Raw genomic sequence first — 20,100 nt, 5'->3', positions numbered from 1 at the left:
GAAATATTCTCCCATTTCCCGTGGTTCGCTACACTTGGCGTTTGCAAATTGAAACTTGGAAGAGAATGTACCGGTCTTGATAAAGTAGGTCTTATCATCTTCTAGTCCGAACTGATCGAAGATGAATTGATTGAATAGATCTTTGTCAGCTTGAGATGTATTTTGGTATTCGAGTCGAATGAACTGTGCCATCTCGATTGGTAACCGCATAACTTTTGTTGCCGGACTTTTCAGCTCGGTATTACTTTTAGCGATTGCTTTCTCGACCGCGGGATACCAGTTATAAAGACTGTTCGGGTTTTCAGCGAAACGTTCATATACTTTCTCGCTCAAGTCGCTTACGCTAAGTAGTCGGGATAATAAGCCTTCCTGTCCAGGTTGGTCTTCTAAGTCTGCGACTGTTTGGTCCACATCGAAACCGTCGGATCGTGCAATAAACCCTGGACGGATTGCACGATGTGTCACCGGTGCTTGGAACTGCTTAATCATTTCTGCAAGCATATCCTTAGTCGGATAGTAAGCTCCTTCGTTAATGCGTGCTGGTTCTTTAGTTGTCTGAGATGGTTTAGATAAAGAGGTGTTTTCCATGAGAATCGCTCCTTTTTGAAATGGGTTTTGTTCGTTGTGTAGTCCATTTATCGTGTGGGCATACTTCCCGTAATGACTTCCTGAAATATTCTAGCGCGTTTTTAGAGGCATTCCGGTCGCTTTCAATACGGTATTTGTGATGATTAATTGTGTCAATGACCCTTTGCTGGTTGAGGGCCCTGCGTTTCCAGTAATCCCGGTCCTTACGGTAATCGTCGGCGGTGACGAGTTTCTTTTTATGTGATTGTTTTTTCGGTTTTGGCATAAGTTATTCCTCCTGTATTTTTGGTTTTTTTGGCTTAATCCTCTCTGTGAGAATTAACATTGACATGAGTTGTGACCTCATGCTGGGCATAATCCCGCACGTAATCGTTTGTCTTTTTAGTTTGGAATGCGTGACTCATGACCATCGGCTCACAATGAAAGGAAAAACAATGTGGGCGCATGCTCGTTTTAGGCTGAATGATTGTGTTCATCTATTTCATTGGTTTTACCGGTCCTGAGTCATCGGGACAGGTTTTGGTGCCTTCTGCCTTCAGCTAAACACACAGTGTGCTTGAACGCGCACATATGCTGTGCTATAATAATTTAACAGTCGGTGGTGTATTTAATAGGTTAGTGTTTGGTACAGCAGTCGCAAGGCAGACCTTTGGTGTAGGTTTGTCACTCTTTTCCGTGACGATAAAATCCGCTCTTAGTTTAAGAGTGGATCTTTTTTTGGTTTAATTTTTCTTTATGATAAAGCTACGGTATGATGGAGCAGGATTATTGTCGTACATCATTTATCATAAGAGGAAAGGTCGTATGAAAAAAATTCATGCAGTCATTGTTTTCACGGACGAAGCCGGAGAAGTTTTGTGGGGGAATGGTAGACCTTTTGAAGCACGAAAAGAGCAAGACCCTGAATCAGGATTTACGGTCCCCATCACGGTACCATCGTTTTCTATTGAAAATGTGTCTGGGGAGATTCTCGACGTCCACGTAATTACATAAATTTTTCACAAGAAAAAAACCCATTCTATTTATAAGAGTGGGTTTTTAGTTGTTTTTTTGTTAAAACGTTTGGATGTTTACAGCGATATGCATTGTAGTTTGGTGAAATCCTCTGGTGTCGGTTTATTGGATATTTCCCACAGCAATCGTTACAGCCCCTTCGAGAGTGGAACGGGATGAAATACCGGCAACGTTTCCGTTTTTGTCTACGACGCGGCAGATGTAACGTCCTTCTGATTTGTAAGCATAAAGACGGTGTTTTGTTGCACGCAGGAGGTTGGCTACTCGTTTTGCGTTCATTACATTATTTTTAGTCAGTTGGTTGGTTTGTTTCGTGTCGGCTATGACAGTCATAGGTACTCGCTCCTTTTTTAATTAGTGTTGTTGTTCGTAGTGGTTATGCTTCTTTGGGTCTTTTCTCTGTGATTCCGTTAGATTTGTAGGTATACGCTGAATTGGCACTCCATTGTTCCTTGCGCGATATTGGATGAACGTCTGCAAGTCTTCCGTGATGTGTTTCGCCCGTTCATGATACCGATGCGTCTTATTGATCGGTTCCTCCGCGTCAAGCAGGGCGGTAATTACGGCATTTGTAGCTTCGATGACGAAATGGCTGTCTTTTTTGTTGATGAGATCGGGTAGTTCACTGGTTACGTGTTGTAGGGATTTCAAGATGTGACGCTCGGTTGTGAGCACGATCTATTCCTCCTTTCGATTCGACTTCTTCTAAGATTTACTGCCCGCTTGCGATATCATCTGAGCCTGATACTGGCATAGAATGTTTCCTTAAAATGTGTAAATCCAAGGTGATCGTGTTTAGGTGGTCAAATAAGCTATCTTTTTCTTGATCAATAATGGTTAGCTTTCCAGTAAGTCGAATAGCGGTGACGTTGTTGTGTCGTTCCGGTCGTCCGACATATAGTTGTGCGCGTTCAATTACTTTTTCAATAGTTGGCCCTTGGAAGTTTAGGTTTTCATATATTTCCCACGCCTGTTTTTGCGTTTTTGAATCGATAACCTGGAATTCGATGGTACAGTCAGCTTGTACATTTTGGTAGTTTGGTTGCATAATCGTCCTCCCATTTCATCTTTTCCTCTATACTTTTTTTGATTTTCGCCTTTTCTATCGGTGCGGTATTCTCGCACCCAACTTTTTCTCTTATATAAGAGGTATTGGTAATTTTTCATTAGGCATATAATGTCAGATGCCGGGAAAAGGTTAGGTTTATTGACGCATAAATGGAAAATAATGTATAATTAAATTATAAAAACGCTGAATAGAGAGGGTTTTAAAAATGATTGGGCAAGGAGATAAACAGAAAAAACATATAAATAAAAAGGGTAAACATACGGGAATGAAAATAATAGCCGTCGAAGGATTGGACAAAGCTGGAAAGCACACGGCAACAAATGTACTTTATGAGTATTTTTCTTCAAAGGGATTGCATGTCCAAAGGGTCAGTTTTCCAAACTATGACACACCGATCGGTATGCTTATTCAACAGTGGCTGAAAGGGGAGTTTTTGGCCGATGAAAAGACATTTGAATTGCTCCAAGCTGCTGACAAACAACATGCTCAGACATATATACAGGAATGTGAACGTAAAGGGGTCGATATTTTATTGATTGATCGGTACGTGCATACGGAGTGGGCATACGGTGCGTTTGATAATGATGACCGTTGGCTTGCAGAACTCACGCGGTATATGCGTCTACCAGATTCTGTGATTTATTTGGATGTGGAACCAGAAGTCAGCATGAGTCGAAGGGGTAAGTATGGGGATAACGACTATTATGAATCGGACATTGAGCGCCTTCGTTATACAAAAAATGAATATTCCTGTCTATTTCAGGAAAAGAGTGATCTAATCGGTGTACACGTCATAGATGCCAATCAACCTCCCTTGATAACCAAGACCCAATTATTGCAAGCAGCCGGACGGTTATACCAGATATACACGGGTCAGTCGTTGAAGACAGACGACATGAAAAAGTCTTTCTCAAATAAAGAAGCCAGTACATTTCATTATTGGTCACGTACTGCTGATGATTTCAAATAAAACCTGATAGTTTGATTAAAATTCCTGTATTGCTGCAGGGATTTTTTTGTTTCGGGATTGAAATTTCAAATAGTTAACTAGTCCTAATAATTTTCTTGAATTACATAATTTTTATAATTATAATTATTTATTGAACATTTATTTTTTATAAACTCCTCATTGTTTTTATTGACAAATCACGTAGATTATCAAAAGTTTATTACTTATAATATAGTTGATAAACAGATTTTGTAACGTTATCAAATGCTTCTAGCAAACTATGATTGGAGAATGATATGTGGAAATTTAGTGAAATTGTTAAGGATAAGGATTTTTGGAAAAGCGTTTGGGTTGTCCCTGGTGCATTATTCGGAATAGCCACAACAGTACTTGCTTTTATTGACTTCGGTAAAGGTACTATCAAACAATTTATTTTACTTGGGTTAGTAATTATTACTATTATTTACATTCTATTTAGTTTAATTAAAAATTTAAGGTTAAAAGAAATTAATTTAATTATTGACGGGTCAGAGATTGTAATAAAGGCAGGTGATATTTTTACATTTCCTCGAAATATCTATAAAGTTATTGCCTTTAATGAATTTTTTGATACAACAGTAGACGACAACATAATATCTAGATCATCTTTAAACGGACAATATTTAAACAAATTTTATACTAACACATCAGATTTAGACGAAAGAATTATTCAAGATACACGAATGACGTTTAAAATAGTTGAAAAAAATGTAGAACGTCCTTTAGGTGGAAAAAATATTAGATATCGTTTAGGGTCTATATATAAAGATAAGGATTTTTTTCTTGTAGCATTTTCAAAATTTGATGATAAGAATGAAGCTAATTTAAAGTTGCATGAATATGCTAACTGCTTAATTCATTTCTGGAATGAAGTAAATACTCTTTATGCTCAACAAGAAGTAGTTGTTCCATTGCTAGGCTCCGGTATAACAAGGCATAAGGATTTCGGTGCAACTCCTCATCAATTACTAGAAGTTATGCTTTGGACTTTCAAAATTAGTAAAGTTAAATTTAGAGAGCCTTCTAAAGTTACTATCGTTCTTCACGGGTCCCATCATAAAAAAATAAATTATTATAAATTAAAGGAGTTTGAAAAAAATGTCATATAAGAATGGTAATTATTCAGCATTTTATGTCAGTGAACCTTTTAGTGAAAGCAATTTGGGCGCATCTGCCACAAAGGATTTTTCATCTTATAATCTGCTAAAGGCGTGGAAAGCCGATGATAGTAGTTTTCCCTTTAATGATTCACATAATAAAAACTATAATGTGAGGGACGGAAGTGACTGGGAAAAAACGTTGAAACCTCGTTTGCATGAAAGACTGAGTAATTCAAAGAATATAATTTTATTTTTAAGTTCAGTGACAAAAAATAGTAAAGCATTGCGTGAAGAAATAAACTATGGAATAGGTACGAAGGGATTGCCAGTTATTGTCGTCTACCCTGAATATAAAAATAAGAGCGATATTATATATTGTGAGTCAAATACCATCAAGCGTGGGATCAAGGATTTATGGGACAATTTACCTTCATTTCGAGATTCTATGGCGGAGGTCCCTACAATTCATTTACCTTTTAAGAAGGATCTGATTAAAAACGCATTAAATGACAAGGACTTTATGGTAAATTCAAAATGTAGTGCTAGTGCATACTTTTATAAGTGCTAAGAGTGATCTAGTAATAACTTAAAAAATCGGTTCATATTTTTTAATAATCTAACAATTACCACGACAACACGTATCATCCGGATTTGTTGTTAAAGTAGGTCACACAGGAAAAACTGTGTGACTTTTTGTGTTCCTGCTTTGTTCCTTTTTGGTGGCAATAATGTTCCTTTTCTGACCTATTTGTTCCTTTTTTGAGCGGATATTGCACGTATGCAAGCAAATAATCTGTGGTAATTCACTCTAGTGTCACACGAACATGTGTGTCATTTTACATGCTTGAAAGCCTTTTGTTCCTTTTTACCCTGAAATGTCCCTTGAATGTCCCTGGATTTTCATAGCAATAAGGAACAGGGAAATTGCTTTGTATCAAGGAGTCACACAATCATGTTCCTTTGTTCCTTCTTTTTCTAATATAAGACTATAAAAAATAAATATATAATACACAACTTACGCATATAAAGTTTTCTCGAAAAAACCAGGAACAGAGGAACTTGTGGTATAGAAATACCTGGGCGTGAAAACCTGTTTAAATGCTTGAGCATTTCCCCCTCGATTTCCATATAAAACGCTGATTATACAGTTGATTGTTGCTTGTATGCGCGCAAGTGTTGTGATAAAATGTAAATATATGGTAAATATGGTGAAAAAGAAGTACTGAGAATAAACGAACGAATCATCTATTAATAAGGGGAGAATGTCGATGTATTTCAATGTGTTAGGAAAGAAATTACGACCGAAATCATGTACGATTACATATCGCCAAATAGAAACTTATCTTGCACAGAAGAACATGACACATTCGCTCATACAACTGTGCGTTAGGTTTTTAAAAGCTCGGGCAAGAGAGAACGGGGAGGTGTTCGTTGGATCGAGAACGATGCGAACTATCATAGAAGGAACGTGGCATCTCACGGAGCATGAACTGGAAGCTGTTTATCACAAAGATCCGATACCTATTCGTCAGTATGTCCGTCAGGTAACCACTGAGCCGGATATGCCGTCGATGCAAGAAATTATTCGTCCGGTTGAACCGTATTCCATGCAGGCGAAACAGGCATATATTTTCTTATCCGAATCAGCGCTGCGTGCTGTTTTACGGTATGATGTACGAACCGGCTTATATATGGAAGGTGGTGAGCCTGTATGACGATGAACCCGTCACAACTTTTGGGTGGAGCAGATGAGTTGGAGGCAGAAAAGGAGATCTTTTCGATGTCTACAGAGTTTGACCGTCTGAAATCGATGGTACGACATCAGCTAGAAGACGCGGAGTCAAACTTAGCTTATGCCGAAAGGCAGTACATCCGTGCGAAAAAAGAGCTGCGCATAGCGGAAGAGTCCTATGCGCGAATTTGCGCAGATGATCCGGACGAGCTGGGAAGAAGGAGGAGGCAACGATGACGAAAAAAAGAGCAAAGGATATAGAAGTTGCTATATACAAAGGGGATACATTTTTATTTGCTGGTACCATTGAAGAATGCGCCGCTCATCGTAATGTGAAGCCGGATACCATCCGTTTTTATATGACAAAGGCATATCAACGTAAATTGGCCAAACGAAAGCGAAGTCGGGATACGATACAGGTCATTCGCTTGGATGATGACGACGATGAATGAGCCACACCAATCAATATAAAAGGAGATAACACCATGAGACGAAAAATGGGAGTGAAACATTCGAAACAGCGACGATGCGGTCATTGTAGCGGAAACGGTTTTGTGTTTGATTCAATTACGTTGCCGGGAAACAAGACGTTTTTCGGCATTCCCGTCTTGGAAGATAAGGGAATCAAGGTGACCTGCACGAAGTGTTTCGGAAAAGGTAGTAGATGACGAAATCGCACGGGGTTTATCTGGTGCTTTTTGTTACATATTTTATGCTGTTATACTCCTGTGAACCGTCGTGTGTATAAGGCTGTTCTGTTATACTAAAAATAGGTAATTAATGGGAATTATAGGGGATCAAGAGGAGGACAGGTGTATGTTTCAGTTGGGTTTGATTCGGCTAGTCATGAATGTTACGTCTGGTCTAATGAGTAACCTCCGGACGATCATATGGCTTGTTCTGATGGTTGTAGCTATTGGTTACGGGTATCTTCTTTTTACGAATGGGTTGGATGTTGTAGTGGCGTTTGATGTCATTACCGGTTACATCATGGATATTTGGAATTGGTTTCAGGATTTCTATGCGGATATCAGGGGCGGTTTTGCCGGATTTGCTTGACTCTGATATCGCTATTAGTCGTGTTATATCATATTATTACATGGTTTGAAACAGTTTTAGTATTACTATTTATTATTTCATTTTCCTGAATAAGTAAAAACCGATGATGGCCAGTTCAATCGGTTTTTTTATTTATTGCGTAGGATAAATTTATTTAAAAACGCTGGGCTATCAATGTTTTCGTGACAACTTTACCGTCATATGCTATTATTGGTATATATTGGAAAATGAAAAAGGCTGCTGGTTTTTATCAAGCACAACAGCAAAAAGGAGGACGTAGTGATGCCGACAATCCAAGAGAATAAAGAACAAAGTCTTATTCGACCGTTTAAGAGTAAAATTTTGAAAAAACCAATTTCATCAGGATTCCGAGTTATCAAAGGGGAATGGTCGATACGACTGGCCGACATGGGGTGGAAGAATAGGGTGGACGAAGATGAACTGAAGGAACGGCGCGAGGCATTTGAAAATCACTTACGATGGGATATTGCACACAGGAATTACAATGTATTGAAATCGTGTATCAGTATTGACGAGGAGTATAATGAGGCGACCCAGAAACTTGCTTATACAATTGATTTGTATGGTGACGAAAGTGTTATGAAAAAAGGTCAGTTGCATGTCAACCGCGGGGATTATGTGATGTTTTACATGCGTATGAACAAATACCGTCGCAAAGAAGCGATTTTAGACCGTATTGCATTGGCGAACGTTGGTGTGTTGGTACCGTACGTGTGGTTGGATACCGTTACATATGATGATCCGCGCACGAAAGTGCAGGCCGTGTATCGTATTGTTTTGTAAAGATGAATAAAGCATGCATAAAATGGACGAAGAGGAAGGATCGTTATGATGTTCGAAATCATTTTGATGATGGTATTACTTCTGTTTTTTTGCTGGTGGGCTTTTGCGATAGCCATTAAAGGGTTGAAGAAAAGCATACGATCTATTGAAGACGCTTTGACGGAAGTGGATAAGGCATTGCAAGAACAACAACCTGATCTTGCTACATTAGTATCAAGATTGGTGCATGTTCGGTCCATGATTGCGAAGGCAAGACGGGAAGCAGAATTCCCGTTGGTGCCACTAACTTTTTATTCTAAAAAGTTAGTGGCATTATGCGATAACTGTATGTCGATGGAATCGGTGATATCTCAACGGATCAAGCAGGAGAGAAAAAAGAATTTACATGCGTTGATCACAGAAAAGTTAGATCATACTGATTTTGTTTTACGAAAAACAAATGTATATAACGAGTATGCGGTCGTGTCGAAAGACGGTTTGTATATTTTAGCGTTAGATGATGCAAGCGATGGTTTGACGTATCATATTTATTCCTTTTTTAAAATAGATGCGACCGAGAAAGAAATGATAGAAGGAGTTATCGGATAAATATGGTAGACTAAAAGAAACAATTGTTTACCAAGAGGTGATGACATGAAATCAATGTATTTCGTTAGCGATCAACATGAGGCTAATTTTCGAACGGTGTCGATGATTTACCCTGCATCCAAAAAAAGTAGAGAGTATGAGGCTGCGTGTTATATCCTATCTGTACCTATCATATTTGATAAAGTAGAAGACCATATAAATGACTTTGAATTTCCTGCAGAATGGATCTTGAATTATCTTTACTGGCAAGATGAGTATAATAAAGAATGGGATGATCATGGTGATTCTTTACACCCTGACCACGATGCGTGGATCGAACGAAAACCGTACGATCTCACTAATTCGATGATCCAGTTGGGGAAGCTAGCGTTAAATTTATGGACTAGTTATGATGATTTTAACCTAATGGACTGCTTGAAATCACTAGATGAGGACAATATACGTGTTGCTCGATGCGCGATCGATCTACGCATCGGTTTCCTTTAATAGTGTCACGTAAAACAGCAGAGGTGATTGAACAATGGTCACGAATGTGTTGATTATAATGTTATTTGTGTTAAACCTATATTTATGGATAACTAAGCGTTTTCCGGTATTGCTGCAAATGTCACAATGGAGTTTAGTTGTTTTATGGACTATTCATTGGGCCGTAGGCGGATACCTTGCGTACCCTTTTCTTGCTAATGTTGCAGGTATTGGTATTATCCTATTTTGGCTTGGGTTTTCTGTTTTCTTTATTTATAGATGTACACAATATACAAAAAATATGATGCCGAACAGGTAAAATAAGCTTTAGATTCATATAACGAGATAAGTAACGAAACACTCGGCGGTCTGCTGGGTGTTTCTTTTTGTGATATGCTTTGTGGTACAATTAAATATATTAATAAAAAAGAGGGGAAAGTGAACCTGTGATGATAAATTTTGTAACCACGGACGAAAGTCATTTTAGTTTCGATGAATTCCGGCGGGAAATTGTCGATTATGACGGAGCGGAAAAAAACGTGGTAATTCCGACACATATTGATGGGATGGAGGTGATCTCTATCGGACCGGATGCTTTCTGGAATAAGGGTTTGAGATCAATCGTTCTCCCACCGACGTTATCGGTCATCGGGTTTTATGCGTTCGCATTTAACGAATTGACAGACGTACGTATTCCGCCGAGCGTTTCTTTAATCGAAGACGGAGCGTTTATGTACAATAAGCTGGAGGTCCTGCGGCTGGGGGAAAATCATTTCTCTATTCCACATTCTGGATTTCGTCACAACAAATTGTCCAGACTCGTTCTGCCGGAAAATACCCAAGAAATTCATTCGGATGCGTTCGGTGATAATCCCCTCACAGACATTGTTTTTGAAGGGGCACCGACTTTTATCCATCGTCACGCGTTCAACCTCGGAACAGAAGATATGGCTCATGTCAAGGTCACGGGAACACAAGCCAAGAATCTGCGAGTACTGCTCAATCATCATGCAAAATACGTCGATGCCTTTCGAGCGTTAGCTGAGCATCGCTTGTAAAACGTTAGCCTAGTGTACTTTTCGTGAAAATGTGGTATACTATAAATAGAAATTCATATAATAAAAAAACGACCACAGCTGTAACTGTGGCCGTAGATACCCATCCTTTTGATAGGGGATTGGCGTTATCTAATCTATAAAGAAAAAATAGCCCTTACCCATTTTGCAGACAGGGGGGCTATTTTTTTGCGTTTAAAATAGCAACAACAACTGCGATTAGCGCAATGAGCATCGTTCCAAACGAGATCATGAGCGTTAAAACCTCAAAAGTTGTCATGGCATCACCCCCATTCGGGGATAACCCAACCACCCTATCCTTTATCAAAGATGATAAACCGAATGCGTATCTGTCTCCTATTATAACACAAACAACCATAAATTACCTTTATTTTTATAAAGGAACCCCTGTGATATCAATGGTTTGCTATACTTCAAACCATATTTACAGAAGTTAAGTTTACACCAAGTACAAAAAAATTTAATCATAAGTTGATAAAAGACTTATATATTTCCATCCTGTAAATTTTTTTGATACATTTTATATCGATATAACGAAAACGGATGCGTTAAATGGAAATATCGTTGAATTTCTTTATCATCCTGGCCACTTAGTATGTGATCCAGGATGCAACTGTTCCGTAAATGTTTTGCAGAAAGTTTTCGTAGGCCTGCAAGACGCACCTCATCTTTAATCATTTCCTGTATGCTTCTTGCTGATAACCTTTTTGGCTGTTCGTTTGCGTAATCATACTGGTAATCATTGCTGCGATTGTTAAAGGAAACAAATAAAGGGTCATTTGATTTTAATTTCGGTTTTTTAAGTTGATCGATAGTTATTAAATAATCACGGATGTATTGGACGTGTTTATCCAGTAATTTATATATTGTCTGTTGGCCATCTACTTCAACTTTAATAGTAGACTGAGCTAGGTTAACCATGTGCATGTCAATAGAAGACGCTTCTTTGGGACGAAGCCCTTTGTATCGAATTAAATGGATGATCGCTAGATTTCGATTGATGAGTATATCTCTTGCTACAGATTGAATCAGTTTTTGCATGGATTGGACTAATATATTCATTTCTTTATCTGATATAAAGTCGTGTAACTCTAAAGAAGGCGCACGGTATACGTTTTCGGCTAATAGGTCAACATTGATGTGATAAAATACCAGGAATTGATTAATAGAAGACATGTGACGCTTGATAGTGGTATCACGAAATTTCTTTTTTGTTAGATGATCCGTATACGCCATGAGATCCGTATCGTTTAGTTGAAAAAGGTTTTTTTTCGCATACGATTCCAGCCATCCCACAAATTGTTTTAGATCAGACGTATATTGTTTGATCGTTCCTGGTTTCTTTTTGTTTTTTTCCAAATGTTTGATATAGTCATCAAGATATGAAATGTGTTCCATTTATACACCTACCTTTGATTAAAATTTTACGCATCCAATATGTTTAGTATTTTACTATATCGCTCATGCCGGGAAAAGTGTATAAATTATAAATACAGCTTGTACAAAAAATATTTCACAAGATTATTAAGTAAAATACTTTTATTGCTCCAAAATGGCTTTCTCCATATTGGGTACCAGATGTAGAACATAATACGAAAAAAAAGAGAATCCCGAAAGTGATGTTAAAAAATGAGTGATCTTATTAAATTGAATCCCAAACCGCAAGTTCTGGAATTGGGCAAACGAAAAAAGAACAGAGAGAAATGACGAGAAGAATTTGAGAAGAGATATGAAGCGCTTAAAGAGAAAAGGAAGAATATAAAGAAAAGATACTGAAGTTTATTTCAAAAGATTAAGTTACTATACATATAAATAAAAGAATATTTACATATTATTGACAAATCCCAATGTAATCGCTACCATAATGTTAAGATTATGGTTATATCTTAAAATGGATTGGAAGAAGTACGAAGCACCTCGTGGATCGATCTGATCAATGACTTTCAAGAGAAAGGGATCAACTTTTTTAGAATCTCCTTTTTTTGATTTCGTTAATTTCATATTATAAAAAAGAGTTATAGGTGTACATAATGGAATATAGATTTAGAGACGGTTTTTGGAACTGGGATTAAAGGTGGTTTAATAGAATTTTAGTTGTGGAATTCTTGTTATCAAAAACGAACGTTAAAGAGATACCTCAACGGCACCTAGAATGGAAGGTTGAAAATCCTAACTATCAGGTGGAAAAGATAATAAGCAATACTGACAAGTAGAGAAACTTGATAAATGAAAACCTTTTTAATCATTTCCAGGATATACAACATGCCCAATACAAAAATTTCCTATCATCTATTACAATGGAAATAAGGTGTTGAAAAATACGGAATTTTGGAAACGCAATTAGGTTTATGTAATTTTTAGGAGGTTGGCATGTTATTAGTGTGTGGAAGTGTAAGGAGAAATTCGAATACAGAATTCGTTTGTAACCATTTATTAAATTTGCACCAGGAGTTGGAATATTTAAATCTAAAGGACTTAAATTTTCCGATTATGGGAAGTGCCAATGATCTGGAATTAAATAATACAATTAAAGAAGTCGGATCTTATATATCTGATCATGAAGGAATTATTATTACTACACCCGAGTACCATGGGGGAATGAGTGGAGCTTTAAAAAATTTTTTAGATTATTATTCCAGTAATGAATTTTCTGATAAAAAAGTTTTATTGATTGGGACTGCAGGAGGAGGGAAGGGAGGAATTAATGCCTTAAACAACCTAAGATTGGTACTCAGAAGTCTAGGCGCGAACGTGGTTGCCAACCAAGTCATATTTGATCAAAAAGATATTGACAAAGATTTAGGAAGGGTCGATTCTGATCTTCTAAAAAAAGCTTCTGAATACATTCTCACGTTATCAGGTAAAACACTAAATGAAATCTACTAAAGGGAATGATCATGATGGAAGGTAAGTTGATTTTACTTTTTGGCCATTACGCTTCATTAAAGGCAGGAACTATGAAAGGATACGAAGTTATTAACATACTAACCAAAGAAAGCCTTGGGCATGATAACTTACATAATAAAAAGATAATGGAAGCTTCCCGGACTATTATCGTAAATGATGAAAGTGAAATTGAAGAGGTTGTAGGATGTTTAGTCAAACAAGAACATATAAAAGGAATTATTTCTTTTACTGATAAACACAATGGTGTTTATTTAGCTAATAAGTTAACGAATAAGTACATAAGAGGGGCAGGTTTTGCTCCTAACGCTTCTATTGAAATAATGAACAACAAAGCTAAATTCAGAGAATTCTTGTTGGAAAATAGTTTCCAAACTGTCCCATATCAAAAGTGTCAACAAATAGGTGAGGTAGCCGATTTTTTTAAAGAGGCCGAGTCTTCCATTATTATTAAGCCAGTAGAAGGACAAGGGAGCTTAGGAGTGAAAAAAATAAATTCGGAAAATGAGCTTCTGGAATTAAAGTTAGATGGCGAATACATCGCTGAAAAATTTATAACAGGAAATGAATACAGTGTGGAAACTATTACATGTAATGAGGAAACCCATATCTTAGGCATCACTGAGAAAATACTACTGGGGGACGGAAATGAGCACTCCAATCAATTTGTGGAGAAAGGTCATATAATGCCGGCACAGCTGACGCCAGAAATTTATTCTACTATATCTGCTAATGTAAAGGAGCTGCTCAATAAACTGAACATAGTAAATGGAGCAGCCCATACGGAAGTGATAGTAACAAAAGAAGGTCCTGTGTTCTTGGAAACCCATCTCCGACCAGGGGGAGATAGCATTCCCAAGCTGATTGAAATATATAAAGGGGTAGAGATTCATTCACTTGTATACGACTCTTTTATGAAGCAGGAAATTGAGGTCACCGACCGCGAACTAAAGAAAGCGTGTATTTGTTTTTTTATTCCAGAAATTGGTACAGTCGAATCTATAGTTGTTCCTGAAACGGTAAAAGAAGATAGTGATGTAGAACTCTTGGATATAAAAATAAAGGAAGGTCAAGATATAAAAAAAATCACTAATACCTTTGATAGGTCATATGGCCATTTGATAGTAACTTCATCGCTGGATGAGGATCCACTTTCCAAGGCTGAATATCTTACTAAACAAATAAAAATTAGCACGATATAAGCCAATAGGAGGAAATATCTGTTGAAAATTTTAATACTGATAGCTACACGAAACACTCACCTCTTGGATATAGCTTATCAACATGCAATAAATAAGGGACATGAAGTATATACGCTAAATACGTATAAGGATAATAAAAATGATAGATATAAAGGGGTAAGCCAATTTGACTCGTTTACAGACCCCGATCCTTTTGTCAAAGTTGCTGAAACCTTACAAGTGGACAAAGTGGTTTGTATATCTGCTGAACGAACCCTTGAGAGAGATGCATTAATCAAACAGAAATTGGAAACTAAAAGTATTCCGGTAGTAGCCAACCCTTTAGAGGTCATTAAAAATCTATCTTATAAGGATAACTCAAAAAACTATTTCCAACGTAAAGGGGTCCCTACGGCTTCAGGCAAGGTCGTAACTAGTCTTCCGGATGTCGAAAGCCATGTTAATCAACATGGATATCCCTTTATTATGAAGAAAAGTAGATTCTCAGGGGGGATGGGAAATCAAATCATAAAAAACAATAGTGAATTGAATCAATTTCTCGGCGATAACCCTGCCCTTGATGAAGGTATGGTAATAGAAAAATATGTGAGTGGAGTGGAACTCTCTATGGAAATAGTAGGAGAGCCCGGCTGCTATACTTTCATGCCAATGGTATATAAGGGGGCAACTAGCGTAGAGGGTATACACCCATTGAAGCGCTTACGATATACCCCGTTTGAAAATCAGAATGTCGTTAAAAGAGTAGAGGAAATATTGGCGACCTGACTTAGGGAAGGTGAGTAGAGAAACTTGTTCTTGTGGAAGAAAGTCTCACATACTCCATTTAGCAGGAGGAAGAGCTGGAGATCTGATTAAAGGAGAAAACGAATTATTAGGTGACATTTTCTTCAAGCGTGTAATTAACGATCTTATCGAGGGTGGATACGACTGTATTGAAGGATATAGAGTGGAACAGATAGATTATAATCAATTTCAAGTTTATTTAGTTACAGAAGAAAGTTTATTTAACCAAATAACAGATAACCTCATTAGTATTGTCCGCCAAGGGCTTGGGCCAAAAGTAGAAGTGAATGTCGTTTTGACAGATGAAATACCTCCCTTACAGTCTGGAAAAACGAGAACTTTTTATTCCCATATATAGAGCTTAAAAACAAAGTTTTTATTGAGAGGAATGATTTCTTGAGAAAAATAAGAGTTGGTGTAATTGGTGCCGGAAATATGGGGGCAAGACATATATCCAGTTATTTATCCTTATCGAAAGCAAACTTAGTAGGAATCGCAGAGACCAACACGACCACCCATCAGGATTTGAAAAGAAAATATTCAATTCCTATTTATACAAACTATAAAGAGTTGCTTAACTTAGTAGATGCGGTGAGTATCATAACTCCTACACATACCCATTTTGAGATAGTGAAATTTTTCCTGGAGAATAAGAAGCATGTTTTAGTGGAAAAGCCGGTAACTCATGACTCGAGGCAAGCCAATGAATTAATAAAAATTGCCAAACGAAATGGCGTGATATTTGCTGTAGGACATATAGAAAGGTTCAATCCGATTAATACCTATATTTCGAACTTATTAATGAGCAGAGATCCATTATATATTGATATTGTAAGAGAGGGTCCTTTTGATCCGCGGATTTTTGATGTGGATGTCGTAATGGACTTAATGATTCATGATATCGACCTTATCCGATACAACAACCTGGGAAAAGTACGAATAAACAATGCTTATGGGGTCAATATATTTTCCCAAAAAAATGATATAGTAAACGTTCAATTATCTACTGAAAGAAATACTATCATCAATTTAACTGCAAGCCGTGCATCACAGAATAAACAAAGAAAATGGAAACTTGTGTTCCATAATAGAGTATATGAGTTCGATCTACTTAATAAAAAGATTTTTTGTTATACAGGAAACAAAATAAGAATCATTGAGCCTTTTAAAGGACTTTATGGAACTAGTGTGGATTACCTTTCTTCCGAACTGGACGATTTCCTTCATGCTATTTCCCACGGGAGTCAGCCAAAAGCAGATGGAAACGAAGGATACAAGTCATTGTTTACAGTAGAAAAGGTAAGAAATGAGATTGCTAAAACAAATGTGAATCATGTTGTATAGGGAGTTATAAGAGAGTAGGTGTATGTCATATGGATTCGGTAAAAAAGGTGGAATTTGAGGGTATACCATGTGTGAAGGTCACTCCTCAGATTAACAATAACTCGATATTTCCAACAGTGCTTTTATATTATGGTTGGTCTTCATCTATACAGGAAAATATTTTTTTTGCCCACGTTTTGAGTAAATTTGGATACCAAGTATATATTCCTGAATTACCCTTTCACGGGGAAAGAGGGAAACCGGGTTCAGAAGAAGTTGGTAAGTGGGAGGCTATCTATACTTCTATCCAGGAGTCCAGGCACATAGTCGATCATATAAAAAAAATACCAAGTGTCGATACTGATAACTTGGGTTTAATAGGAATATCGATGGGAGGGTATATTTCCTCTCATATCTTTGTCCATGAAAAATCATTTCGCACGTTGATTAATATTAATGGCTCCTCCGCATGGCAAAAGTCAGAGCGTATAGCAAATTTATTCAGTGGAAATACAAAGGATAAATATGAAACTTTTATAAAAGAAAGTGACCCCATCAATTTTATTAAGGATATGTATCCAAGATCAATTCTGTTACTGCATGGAAAAGAAGATAAAGTAGTACCCGTATATTCCCAAAGGGCTTTTTATCAAAAAGCAAGCGAATATTATGCTGATAAAAATAATAAGGTGGAATTAAAAGAGTTTCCGAAACTCAACCACGCCCTCAGCCTAGGCATGATGGAAGAGGTTATTGAATGGCTTAATTTAAATGTTTCTAGCGAGAAATAATAATTCAAAAGGCAGGAGTGTGTTTATGTCAAAAAAATTACTAGTACTTGGAGTAGGAGGTCACAGGGAACTTGGTATTAAAACATTAGTTAAGAGAGGGGAATTCACCACGATCTTAATTGATACCTTTGAGAACAGGGGATTCTCCTCTTTTTTTGATGAAAAGCTGTACATTGATAAACTTGATCACCCGCAAGAGATATTAAGGTTAATTGAAGGAAATCTGGAAGTTAGTCAGATTGCAGGGGTGATTACATTCTCAGAACATTTGGTTCCAATTGCTTCGTGGATTTCAAACAAGCTCCAACTACCCGGGATCAATTATGAAGCTTCTTTAAGAGCAAGAAACAAACTCCTGATGAGAAAAAGTTTGAATCAAACCTCTGTTAAGCAACCCGAATTTCATTTCTTAGAAAATAATGAAACTGATATAGCATCCATCAACAGTTTTCCTGGTGTTATAAAGCCAGTGGATATGGCAGCAAGTATAGGGGTGAAGCGTATTAATTCAAAAGAGGAACTTGCCGCTGCTTTAAAAGACATCCCTGATTATAATGGTCGAGGATATATTTATGAAGAATATATAGAAGGAAAAGAATTTAGTGCCGAAGGATTCATTCAATTTGGTAAACCCACCACTATTTGTATAACTGAAAAAGAAGTAGATGATTCTAACAACTCCTTTGTAGAAGAAGGGCATTTGTTACCTTATCCTTTTGAAGAGAGTACCAAAAGGGATATTGAAAATAAAATCAAAGAAATAGTTATGGCCCTTGGCTTAGATAATTGCATATTCCATCTGGAATTTAAGCTTTCTCCAGATAATCAGGAACTATTTTTTATTGAAGTAGGGGCTAGACCGGCTGGAGATTTCATATGTGATTTGGTATACCATGCCATCGGTGTGAATATATATGACCTTCAGTTCGATATTGCGCTAGGTCAAGAGATAAATTACCAACCGAGAAGCGTTTTTCAATATGCCGGAATCAAGTTTTTGGAAAAAGGTGAATTTGAATTGAATGAAAATACCGGTTACCAACTTTTAAATATAAGATTAAGTAAGAAAAGCAATGATGCAGGTCAGAAATTTTCAAAGTCCAATACTGATAGATCAGCTTTTGTCCAATTAGCAGCAGATTCTTATAAAGAATTAAAAGCTGAAATGAAAAGGTCTTATGATTGTACGATCATAAGTTATTAAATTTATGTTAAAGGTTGGTTAAATTGCTAAAAAGTTTACACCCTAACATTAGAATGCGAATCTATACTTCTTTCTTGAGTCGTGTCGTGGGGAATATGATTTTTCCTTTTATGGCTATATATTTCTCTCTTAAACTGAACACAACTCTTGCTGGAATTCTTTTAACTTTCCAGGTTATTGTACAATTTGCCACTAGTTTATACGGCGGATATTTTGCAGATGTTATAGGTAGAAAAAAAATGATGGTGTTTGGAGAAACACTGAAAATTTTAGCCTTTATTGGAATGATTGCAGCCAATTCTCCATGGTGGAGCTCGCCGTGGATGATGTATTTCTCACTATTGGTCGTCAGTATCTCAGCTGGAATAGTAAATCCTGCAGCTGATGCGATGTTAATAGACGTGAGTACAAAAGAGACTCGGGTCTTCATGTATTCTATCAACTATTGGGCCGTAAATTTTTCGCTAATGATAGGGCTTATAGTAGGAGGATGGTTATTTAAGACTCACTTGTTTGAACTGCTCATTTCTTTGTTGGCAGTTTCCATAATCACTTTTATTCTTACTAAATTTTTTATTATTGAAACATATGTACCTAGGGAATCAACTAATATAAAAGGGAAATATGGGTTGTCTCCTCTATTGGAAAGCTACAAAAAGGTTATTAAAGATTGGCCTTATATTGCATTTACTTTGGGGGGAATCGCCATATTCACCATAGAGTTCCAGAGAAACAACTATATTGCTGTAAACCTGGAACAAAACTTCCCTCCTTTTAATGTTTCTTTATTTAACTTCGGAAATTTTTATGTAGATGGGATACGAATGCTGAGTCTGATTACAGTGGAGAACACTATCCTTGTTATTTTGTTTGCAGCAATCATCAGCAAATTTGTCCAAAGTAGATCACTGTATAAATATATGTACATTGGTTTTGTTTTATTTGGTTTGGGTTACTCCCTTTTGTTAACTTCCAACAATCTACTTATTATTTTCAGTTCAGTTGTAATACTAACCCTTGGAGAATTAATATTCGTACCGACACGGCAGTCTATATTGGCCGAGGTGGTAAATGATGATCAAAGAGGTGCTTACATGGCTTTCAATGGTTTTGTGTTCCAATTCGGTAAAATGTTTGGAGCTATGGGAATAATAGTGGGTAACCTAATCGGAACCATTGGAATGATATTCCTATATATTTTGTGTGTTATCATAGGGATTGGGTTCTCATATATTACCTATAAGAAAAGGGAATTAATATACCAGAAAGCCCAATAGTTATAATTTTTGTCTATAGGAGCATTCCTGTAATGAAGAAATTTGAGGGTTGAACAAAAAAGAGCCCCCTTGGTATAGTACAGGGTGTCAATGCGCATTGACTCCGAAATTAATAAATACCAAGGAGAGGTCT

The 20,100-nt window shown here is 37.0% G+C and carries 26 protein-coding genes and 1 pseudogene; 20 read left to right on the top strand and 7 right to left on the bottom strand.

Annotated features, from left to right (window positions below):
- Together JUJ52_RS19670 and JUJ52_RS19665 are read right to left on the bottom strand one after the other, a co-directional pair.
- Positions 1–588, bottom strand: a pseudogene (locus tag JUJ52_RS19670) (hypothetical protein); the annotation flags it as partial.
- Positions 566–853 (bottom strand): hypothetical protein, encoded by a 288-nt coding sequence (locus JUJ52_RS19665; protein WP_228089149.1) that lies wholly within the window; start codon positions 851–853, stop codon positions 566–568. The gene JUJ52_RS19665 and the pseudogene JUJ52_RS19670, both read right to left, overlap by 23 nt.
- 503 nt (positions 854–1,356) lie before the next feature.
- Here JUJ52_RS19665 and JUJ52_RS19660 point away from each other — a divergent pair.
- Entirely contained in the window at positions 1,357–1,581 is a 225-nt protein-coding gene (locus JUJ52_RS19660) for a hypothetical protein (protein ID WP_228089148.1), read from the top strand.
- 123 nt (positions 1,582–1,704) lie between these two features.
- Here the strand turns inward: JUJ52_RS19660 and JUJ52_RS19655 are convergent, their stop codons facing one another.
- The 3 genes from JUJ52_RS19655 to JUJ52_RS19645 are packed head-to-tail and all read right to left on the bottom strand — an operon-like array spanning position 1,705 to position 2,650.
- On the bottom strand, positions 1,705–1,935 hold the full coding sequence (locus tag JUJ52_RS19655; RefSeq protein ID WP_228089147.1) for a hypothetical protein: 231 nt from the start codon (positions 1,933–1,935) through the stop codon (positions 1,705–1,707).
- 21 nt (positions 1,936–1,956) lie between these two features.
- Positions 1,957–2,277 (bottom strand): hypothetical protein, encoded by a 321-nt coding sequence (locus JUJ52_RS19650; protein WP_228089146.1) that lies wholly within the window; start codon positions 2,275–2,277, stop codon positions 1,957–1,959.
- A gap of 37 nt (positions 2,278–2,314) precedes the next feature.
- A complete protein-coding gene (locus JUJ52_RS19645; RefSeq protein WP_228089145.1) occupies positions 2,315–2,650 on the bottom strand; it encodes a hypothetical protein in 336 nt (111 codons plus the stop codon).
- Positions 2,651–2,876: 226 nt separating this feature from the next.
- On the opposite strand from JUJ52_RS19645, the gene tmk reads away from it, so the two are divergent.
- The 11 genes from tmk to JUJ52_RS19590 all read left to right on the top strand — a co-directional run bounded on the left by tmk (position 2,877) and on the right by JUJ52_RS19590 (position 10,465).
- Positions 2,877–3,641 (top strand): dTMP kinase, encoded by a 765-nt coding sequence (gene tmk, locus JUJ52_RS19640; RefSeq protein WP_228089144.1) that lies wholly within the window; start codon positions 2,877–2,879, stop codon positions 3,639–3,641.
- A 275-nt stretch (positions 3,642–3,916) separates the two neighbouring features.
- Positions 3,917–4,768, top strand: coding sequence for a macro domain-containing protein (locus JUJ52_RS19635; protein WP_228089143.1), 852 nt, complete (start codon positions 3,917–3,919; stop codon positions 4,766–4,768).
- Complete coding sequence (locus tag JUJ52_RS19630) at positions 4,758–5,327, top strand: TIR domain-containing protein (RefSeq protein WP_228089142.1); 570 nt, start codon at positions 4,758–4,760, stop codon at positions 5,325–5,327. The genes JUJ52_RS19635 and JUJ52_RS19630 overlap by 11 nt, the downstream gene beginning before the upstream one ends.
- Positions 5,328–6,027: 700 nt before the next feature.
- Positions 6,028–6,474, top strand: coding sequence for a hypothetical protein (locus JUJ52_RS19625; protein WP_228089141.1), 447 nt, complete (start codon positions 6,028–6,030; stop codon positions 6,472–6,474).
- Positions 6,471–6,728: a hypothetical protein gene (locus tag JUJ52_RS19620; RefSeq protein ID WP_228089140.1), complete on the top strand. Its 258-nt coding sequence runs from the start codon at positions 6,471–6,473 to the stop codon at positions 6,726–6,728. The genes JUJ52_RS19625 and JUJ52_RS19620 overlap by 4 nt, the downstream gene beginning before the upstream one ends.
- Positions 6,725–6,943, top strand: a complete 219-nt coding sequence (locus JUJ52_RS19615) for a hypothetical protein (protein ID WP_228089139.1) — start codon at positions 6,725–6,727, stop codon at positions 6,941–6,943. The genes JUJ52_RS19620 and JUJ52_RS19615 overlap by 4 nt, the downstream gene beginning before the upstream one ends.
- Positions 6,944–7,307: 364 nt before the next feature.
- Positions 7,308–7,550: a hypothetical protein gene (locus tag JUJ52_RS19610; protein ID WP_228089138.1), complete on the top strand. Its 243-nt coding sequence runs from the start codon at positions 7,308–7,310 to the stop codon at positions 7,548–7,550.
- Between the two features lie 282 nt (positions 7,551–7,832).
- The gene (locus JUJ52_RS19605) at positions 7,833–8,354 is read left to right on the top strand and encodes a hypothetical protein (RefSeq protein WP_228089137.1); all 522 of its coding nucleotides are present in this window, start codon (positions 7,833–7,835) and stop codon (positions 8,352–8,354) included.
- 45 nt (positions 8,355–8,399) lie between these two features.
- Positions 8,400–8,942, top strand: coding sequence for a hypothetical protein (locus JUJ52_RS19600; RefSeq protein ID WP_228089136.1), 543 nt, complete (start codon positions 8,400–8,402; stop codon positions 8,940–8,942).
- Between the two features lie 45 nt (positions 8,943–8,987).
- Positions 8,988–9,428 carry a DUF2538 family protein gene (locus tag JUJ52_RS19595; protein WP_228089135.1) on the top strand — a complete coding sequence of 147 codons (441 nt, stop codon included), beginning with the start codon at positions 8,988–8,990 and terminating at the stop codon, positions 9,426–9,428.
- Between the two features lie 428 nt (positions 9,429–9,856).
- Complete coding sequence (locus tag JUJ52_RS19590; protein WP_228089150.1) at positions 9,857–10,465, top strand: leucine-rich repeat domain-containing protein; 609 nt, start codon at positions 9,857–9,859, stop codon at positions 10,463–10,465.
- Between the two features lie 178 nt (positions 10,466–10,643).
- On the opposite strand, the gene JUJ52_RS19585 is transcribed toward JUJ52_RS19590, so the two are convergent.
- Positions 10,644–10,742, bottom strand: a complete 99-nt coding sequence (locus JUJ52_RS19585; protein WP_228089134.1) for a putative holin-like toxin — start codon at positions 10,740–10,742, stop codon at positions 10,644–10,646.
- Between the two features lie 224 nt (positions 10,743–10,966).
- A complete protein-coding gene (locus JUJ52_RS19580) occupies positions 10,967–11,881 on the bottom strand; it encodes a tyrosine-type recombinase/integrase (RefSeq protein ID WP_228089133.1) in 915 nt (304 codons plus the stop codon).
- A 972-nt stretch (positions 11,882–12,853) separates the two neighbouring features.
- Here JUJ52_RS19580 and JUJ52_RS19575 point away from each other — a divergent pair.
- From JUJ52_RS19575 to JUJ52_RS19540, 8 genes are all read left to right on the top strand, one after another.
- Positions 12,854–13,369 (top strand): NADPH-dependent FMN reductase, encoded by a 516-nt coding sequence (locus JUJ52_RS19575; protein WP_228089132.1) that lies wholly within the window; start codon positions 12,854–12,856, stop codon positions 13,367–13,369.
- A gap of 11 nt (positions 13,370–13,380) precedes the next feature.
- A complete protein-coding gene (locus JUJ52_RS19570) occupies positions 13,381–14,589 on the top strand; it encodes an ATP-grasp domain-containing protein (protein ID WP_228089131.1) in 1,209 nt (402 codons plus the stop codon).
- A 21-nt stretch (positions 14,590–14,610) separates the two neighbouring features.
- Positions 14,611–15,354 (top strand): ATP-grasp domain-containing protein, encoded by a 744-nt coding sequence (locus JUJ52_RS19565; protein ID WP_228089130.1) that lies wholly within the window; start codon positions 14,611–14,613, stop codon positions 15,352–15,354.
- Between the two features lie 10 nt (positions 15,355–15,364).
- A complete protein-coding gene (locus tag JUJ52_RS19560; protein WP_228089129.1) occupies positions 15,365–15,730 on the top strand; it encodes a hypothetical protein in 366 nt (121 codons plus the stop codon).
- Positions 15,731–15,768: 38 nt separating this feature from the next.
- Complete coding sequence (locus JUJ52_RS19555) at positions 15,769–16,716, top strand: Gfo/Idh/MocA family protein (RefSeq protein WP_228089128.1); 948 nt, start codon at positions 15,769–15,771, stop codon at positions 16,714–16,716.
- Positions 16,717–16,832: 116 nt separating this feature from the next.
- Entirely contained in the window at positions 16,833–17,486 is a 654-nt protein-coding gene (locus tag JUJ52_RS19550; protein WP_228089127.1) for an alpha/beta hydrolase family protein, read from the top strand.
- Positions 17,487–17,511: 25 nt separating this feature from the next.
- Positions 17,512–18,690: an ATP-grasp domain-containing protein gene (locus tag JUJ52_RS19545; RefSeq protein ID WP_228089126.1), complete on the top strand. Its 1,179-nt coding sequence runs from the start codon at positions 17,512–17,514 to the stop codon at positions 18,688–18,690.
- 23 nt (positions 18,691–18,713) lie between these two features.
- A complete protein-coding gene (locus tag JUJ52_RS19540) occupies positions 18,714–19,967 on the top strand; it encodes an MDR family MFS transporter (RefSeq protein ID WP_228089125.1) in 1,254 nt (417 codons plus the stop codon).
- Positions 19,968–20,100: the final 133 nt, after the last annotated feature.

It is taken from the genome of Virgibacillus sp. AGTR, assembly GCF_016919725.2.
In the GTDB taxonomy this organism is placed as follows: Bacteria; Bacillota; Bacilli; order Bacillales; family Amphibacillaceae; genus Virgibacillus; species Virgibacillus salarius.
The sequence above is the reverse complement of the archived record's forward strand: the minus strand, read 5'-3'. Positions and strand labels throughout refer to the sequence as shown.

Bases quoted from the DNA above. Each gene is read 5' to 3' on its own strand.
- JUJ52_RS19600 (WP_228089136.1), top strand. From the start codon at position 8,400: ATGATGTTCGAAATCATTTTGATGATGGTATTACTTCTGTTTTTTTGC.
- JUJ52_RS19645 (WP_228089145.1), bottom strand. From the start codon at position 2,650: ATGCAACCAAACTACCAAAATGTACAAGCTGACTGTACCATCGAATTC.
- JUJ52_RS19665 (WP_228089149.1), bottom strand. From the start codon at position 853: ATGCCAAAACCGAAAAAACAATCACATAAAAAGAAACTCGTCACCGCC.
- JUJ52_RS19580 (WP_228089133.1), bottom strand. From the start codon at position 11,881: ATGGAACACATTTCATATCTTGATGACTATATCAAACATTTGGAAAAA.
- JUJ52_RS19570 (WP_228089131.1), top strand. From the start codon at position 13,381: ATGATGGAAGGTAAGTTGATTTTACTTTTTGGCCATTACGCTTCATTA.
- JUJ52_RS19610 (WP_228089138.1), top strand. From the start codon at position 7,308: ATGTTTCAGTTGGGTTTGATTCGGCTAGTCATGAATGTTACGTCTGGT.
- JUJ52_RS19575 (WP_228089132.1), top strand. From the start codon at position 12,854: ATGTTATTAGTGTGTGGAAGTGTAAGGAGAAATTCGAATACAGAATTC.
- JUJ52_RS19585 (WP_228089134.1), bottom strand. From the start codon at position 10,742: ATGACAACTTTTGAGGTTTTAACGCTCATGATCTCGTTTGGAACGATG.
- JUJ52_RS19655 (WP_228089147.1), bottom strand. From the start codon at position 1,935: ATGACTGTCATAGCCGACACGAAACAAACCAACCAACTGACTAAAAAT.
- JUJ52_RS19545 (WP_228089126.1), top strand. From the start codon at position 17,512: ATGTCAAAAAAATTACTAGTACTTGGAGTAGGAGGTCACAGGGAACTT.
- JUJ52_RS19630 (WP_228089142.1), top strand. From the start codon at position 4,758: ATGTCATATAAGAATGGTAATTATTCAGCATTTTATGTCAGTGAACCT.
- JUJ52_RS19625 (WP_228089141.1), top strand. From the start codon at position 6,028: ATGTATTTCAATGTGTTAGGAAAGAAATTACGACCGAAATCATGTACG.
- JUJ52_RS19595 (WP_228089135.1), top strand. From the start codon at position 8,988: ATGAAATCAATGTATTTCGTTAGCGATCAACATGAGGCTAATTTTCGA.
- JUJ52_RS19620 (WP_228089140.1), top strand. From the start codon at position 6,471: ATGACGATGAACCCGTCACAACTTTTGGGTGGAGCAGATGAGTTGGAG.
- JUJ52_RS19590 (WP_228089150.1), top strand. From the start codon at position 9,857: ATGATAAATTTTGTAACCACGGACGAAAGTCATTTTAGTTTCGATGAA.
- JUJ52_RS19635 (WP_228089143.1), top strand. From the start codon at position 3,917: ATGTGGAAATTTAGTGAAATTGTTAAGGATAAGGATTTTTGGAAAAGC.
- JUJ52_RS19615 (WP_228089139.1), top strand. From the start codon at position 6,725: ATGACGAAAAAAAGAGCAAAGGATATAGAAGTTGCTATATACAAAGGG.
- JUJ52_RS19605 (WP_228089137.1), top strand. From the start codon at position 7,833: ATGCCGACAATCCAAGAGAATAAAGAACAAAGTCTTATTCGACCGTTT.
- tmk (WP_228089144.1), top strand. From the start codon at position 2,877: ATGATTGGGCAAGGAGATAAACAGAAAAAACATATAAATAAAAAGGGT.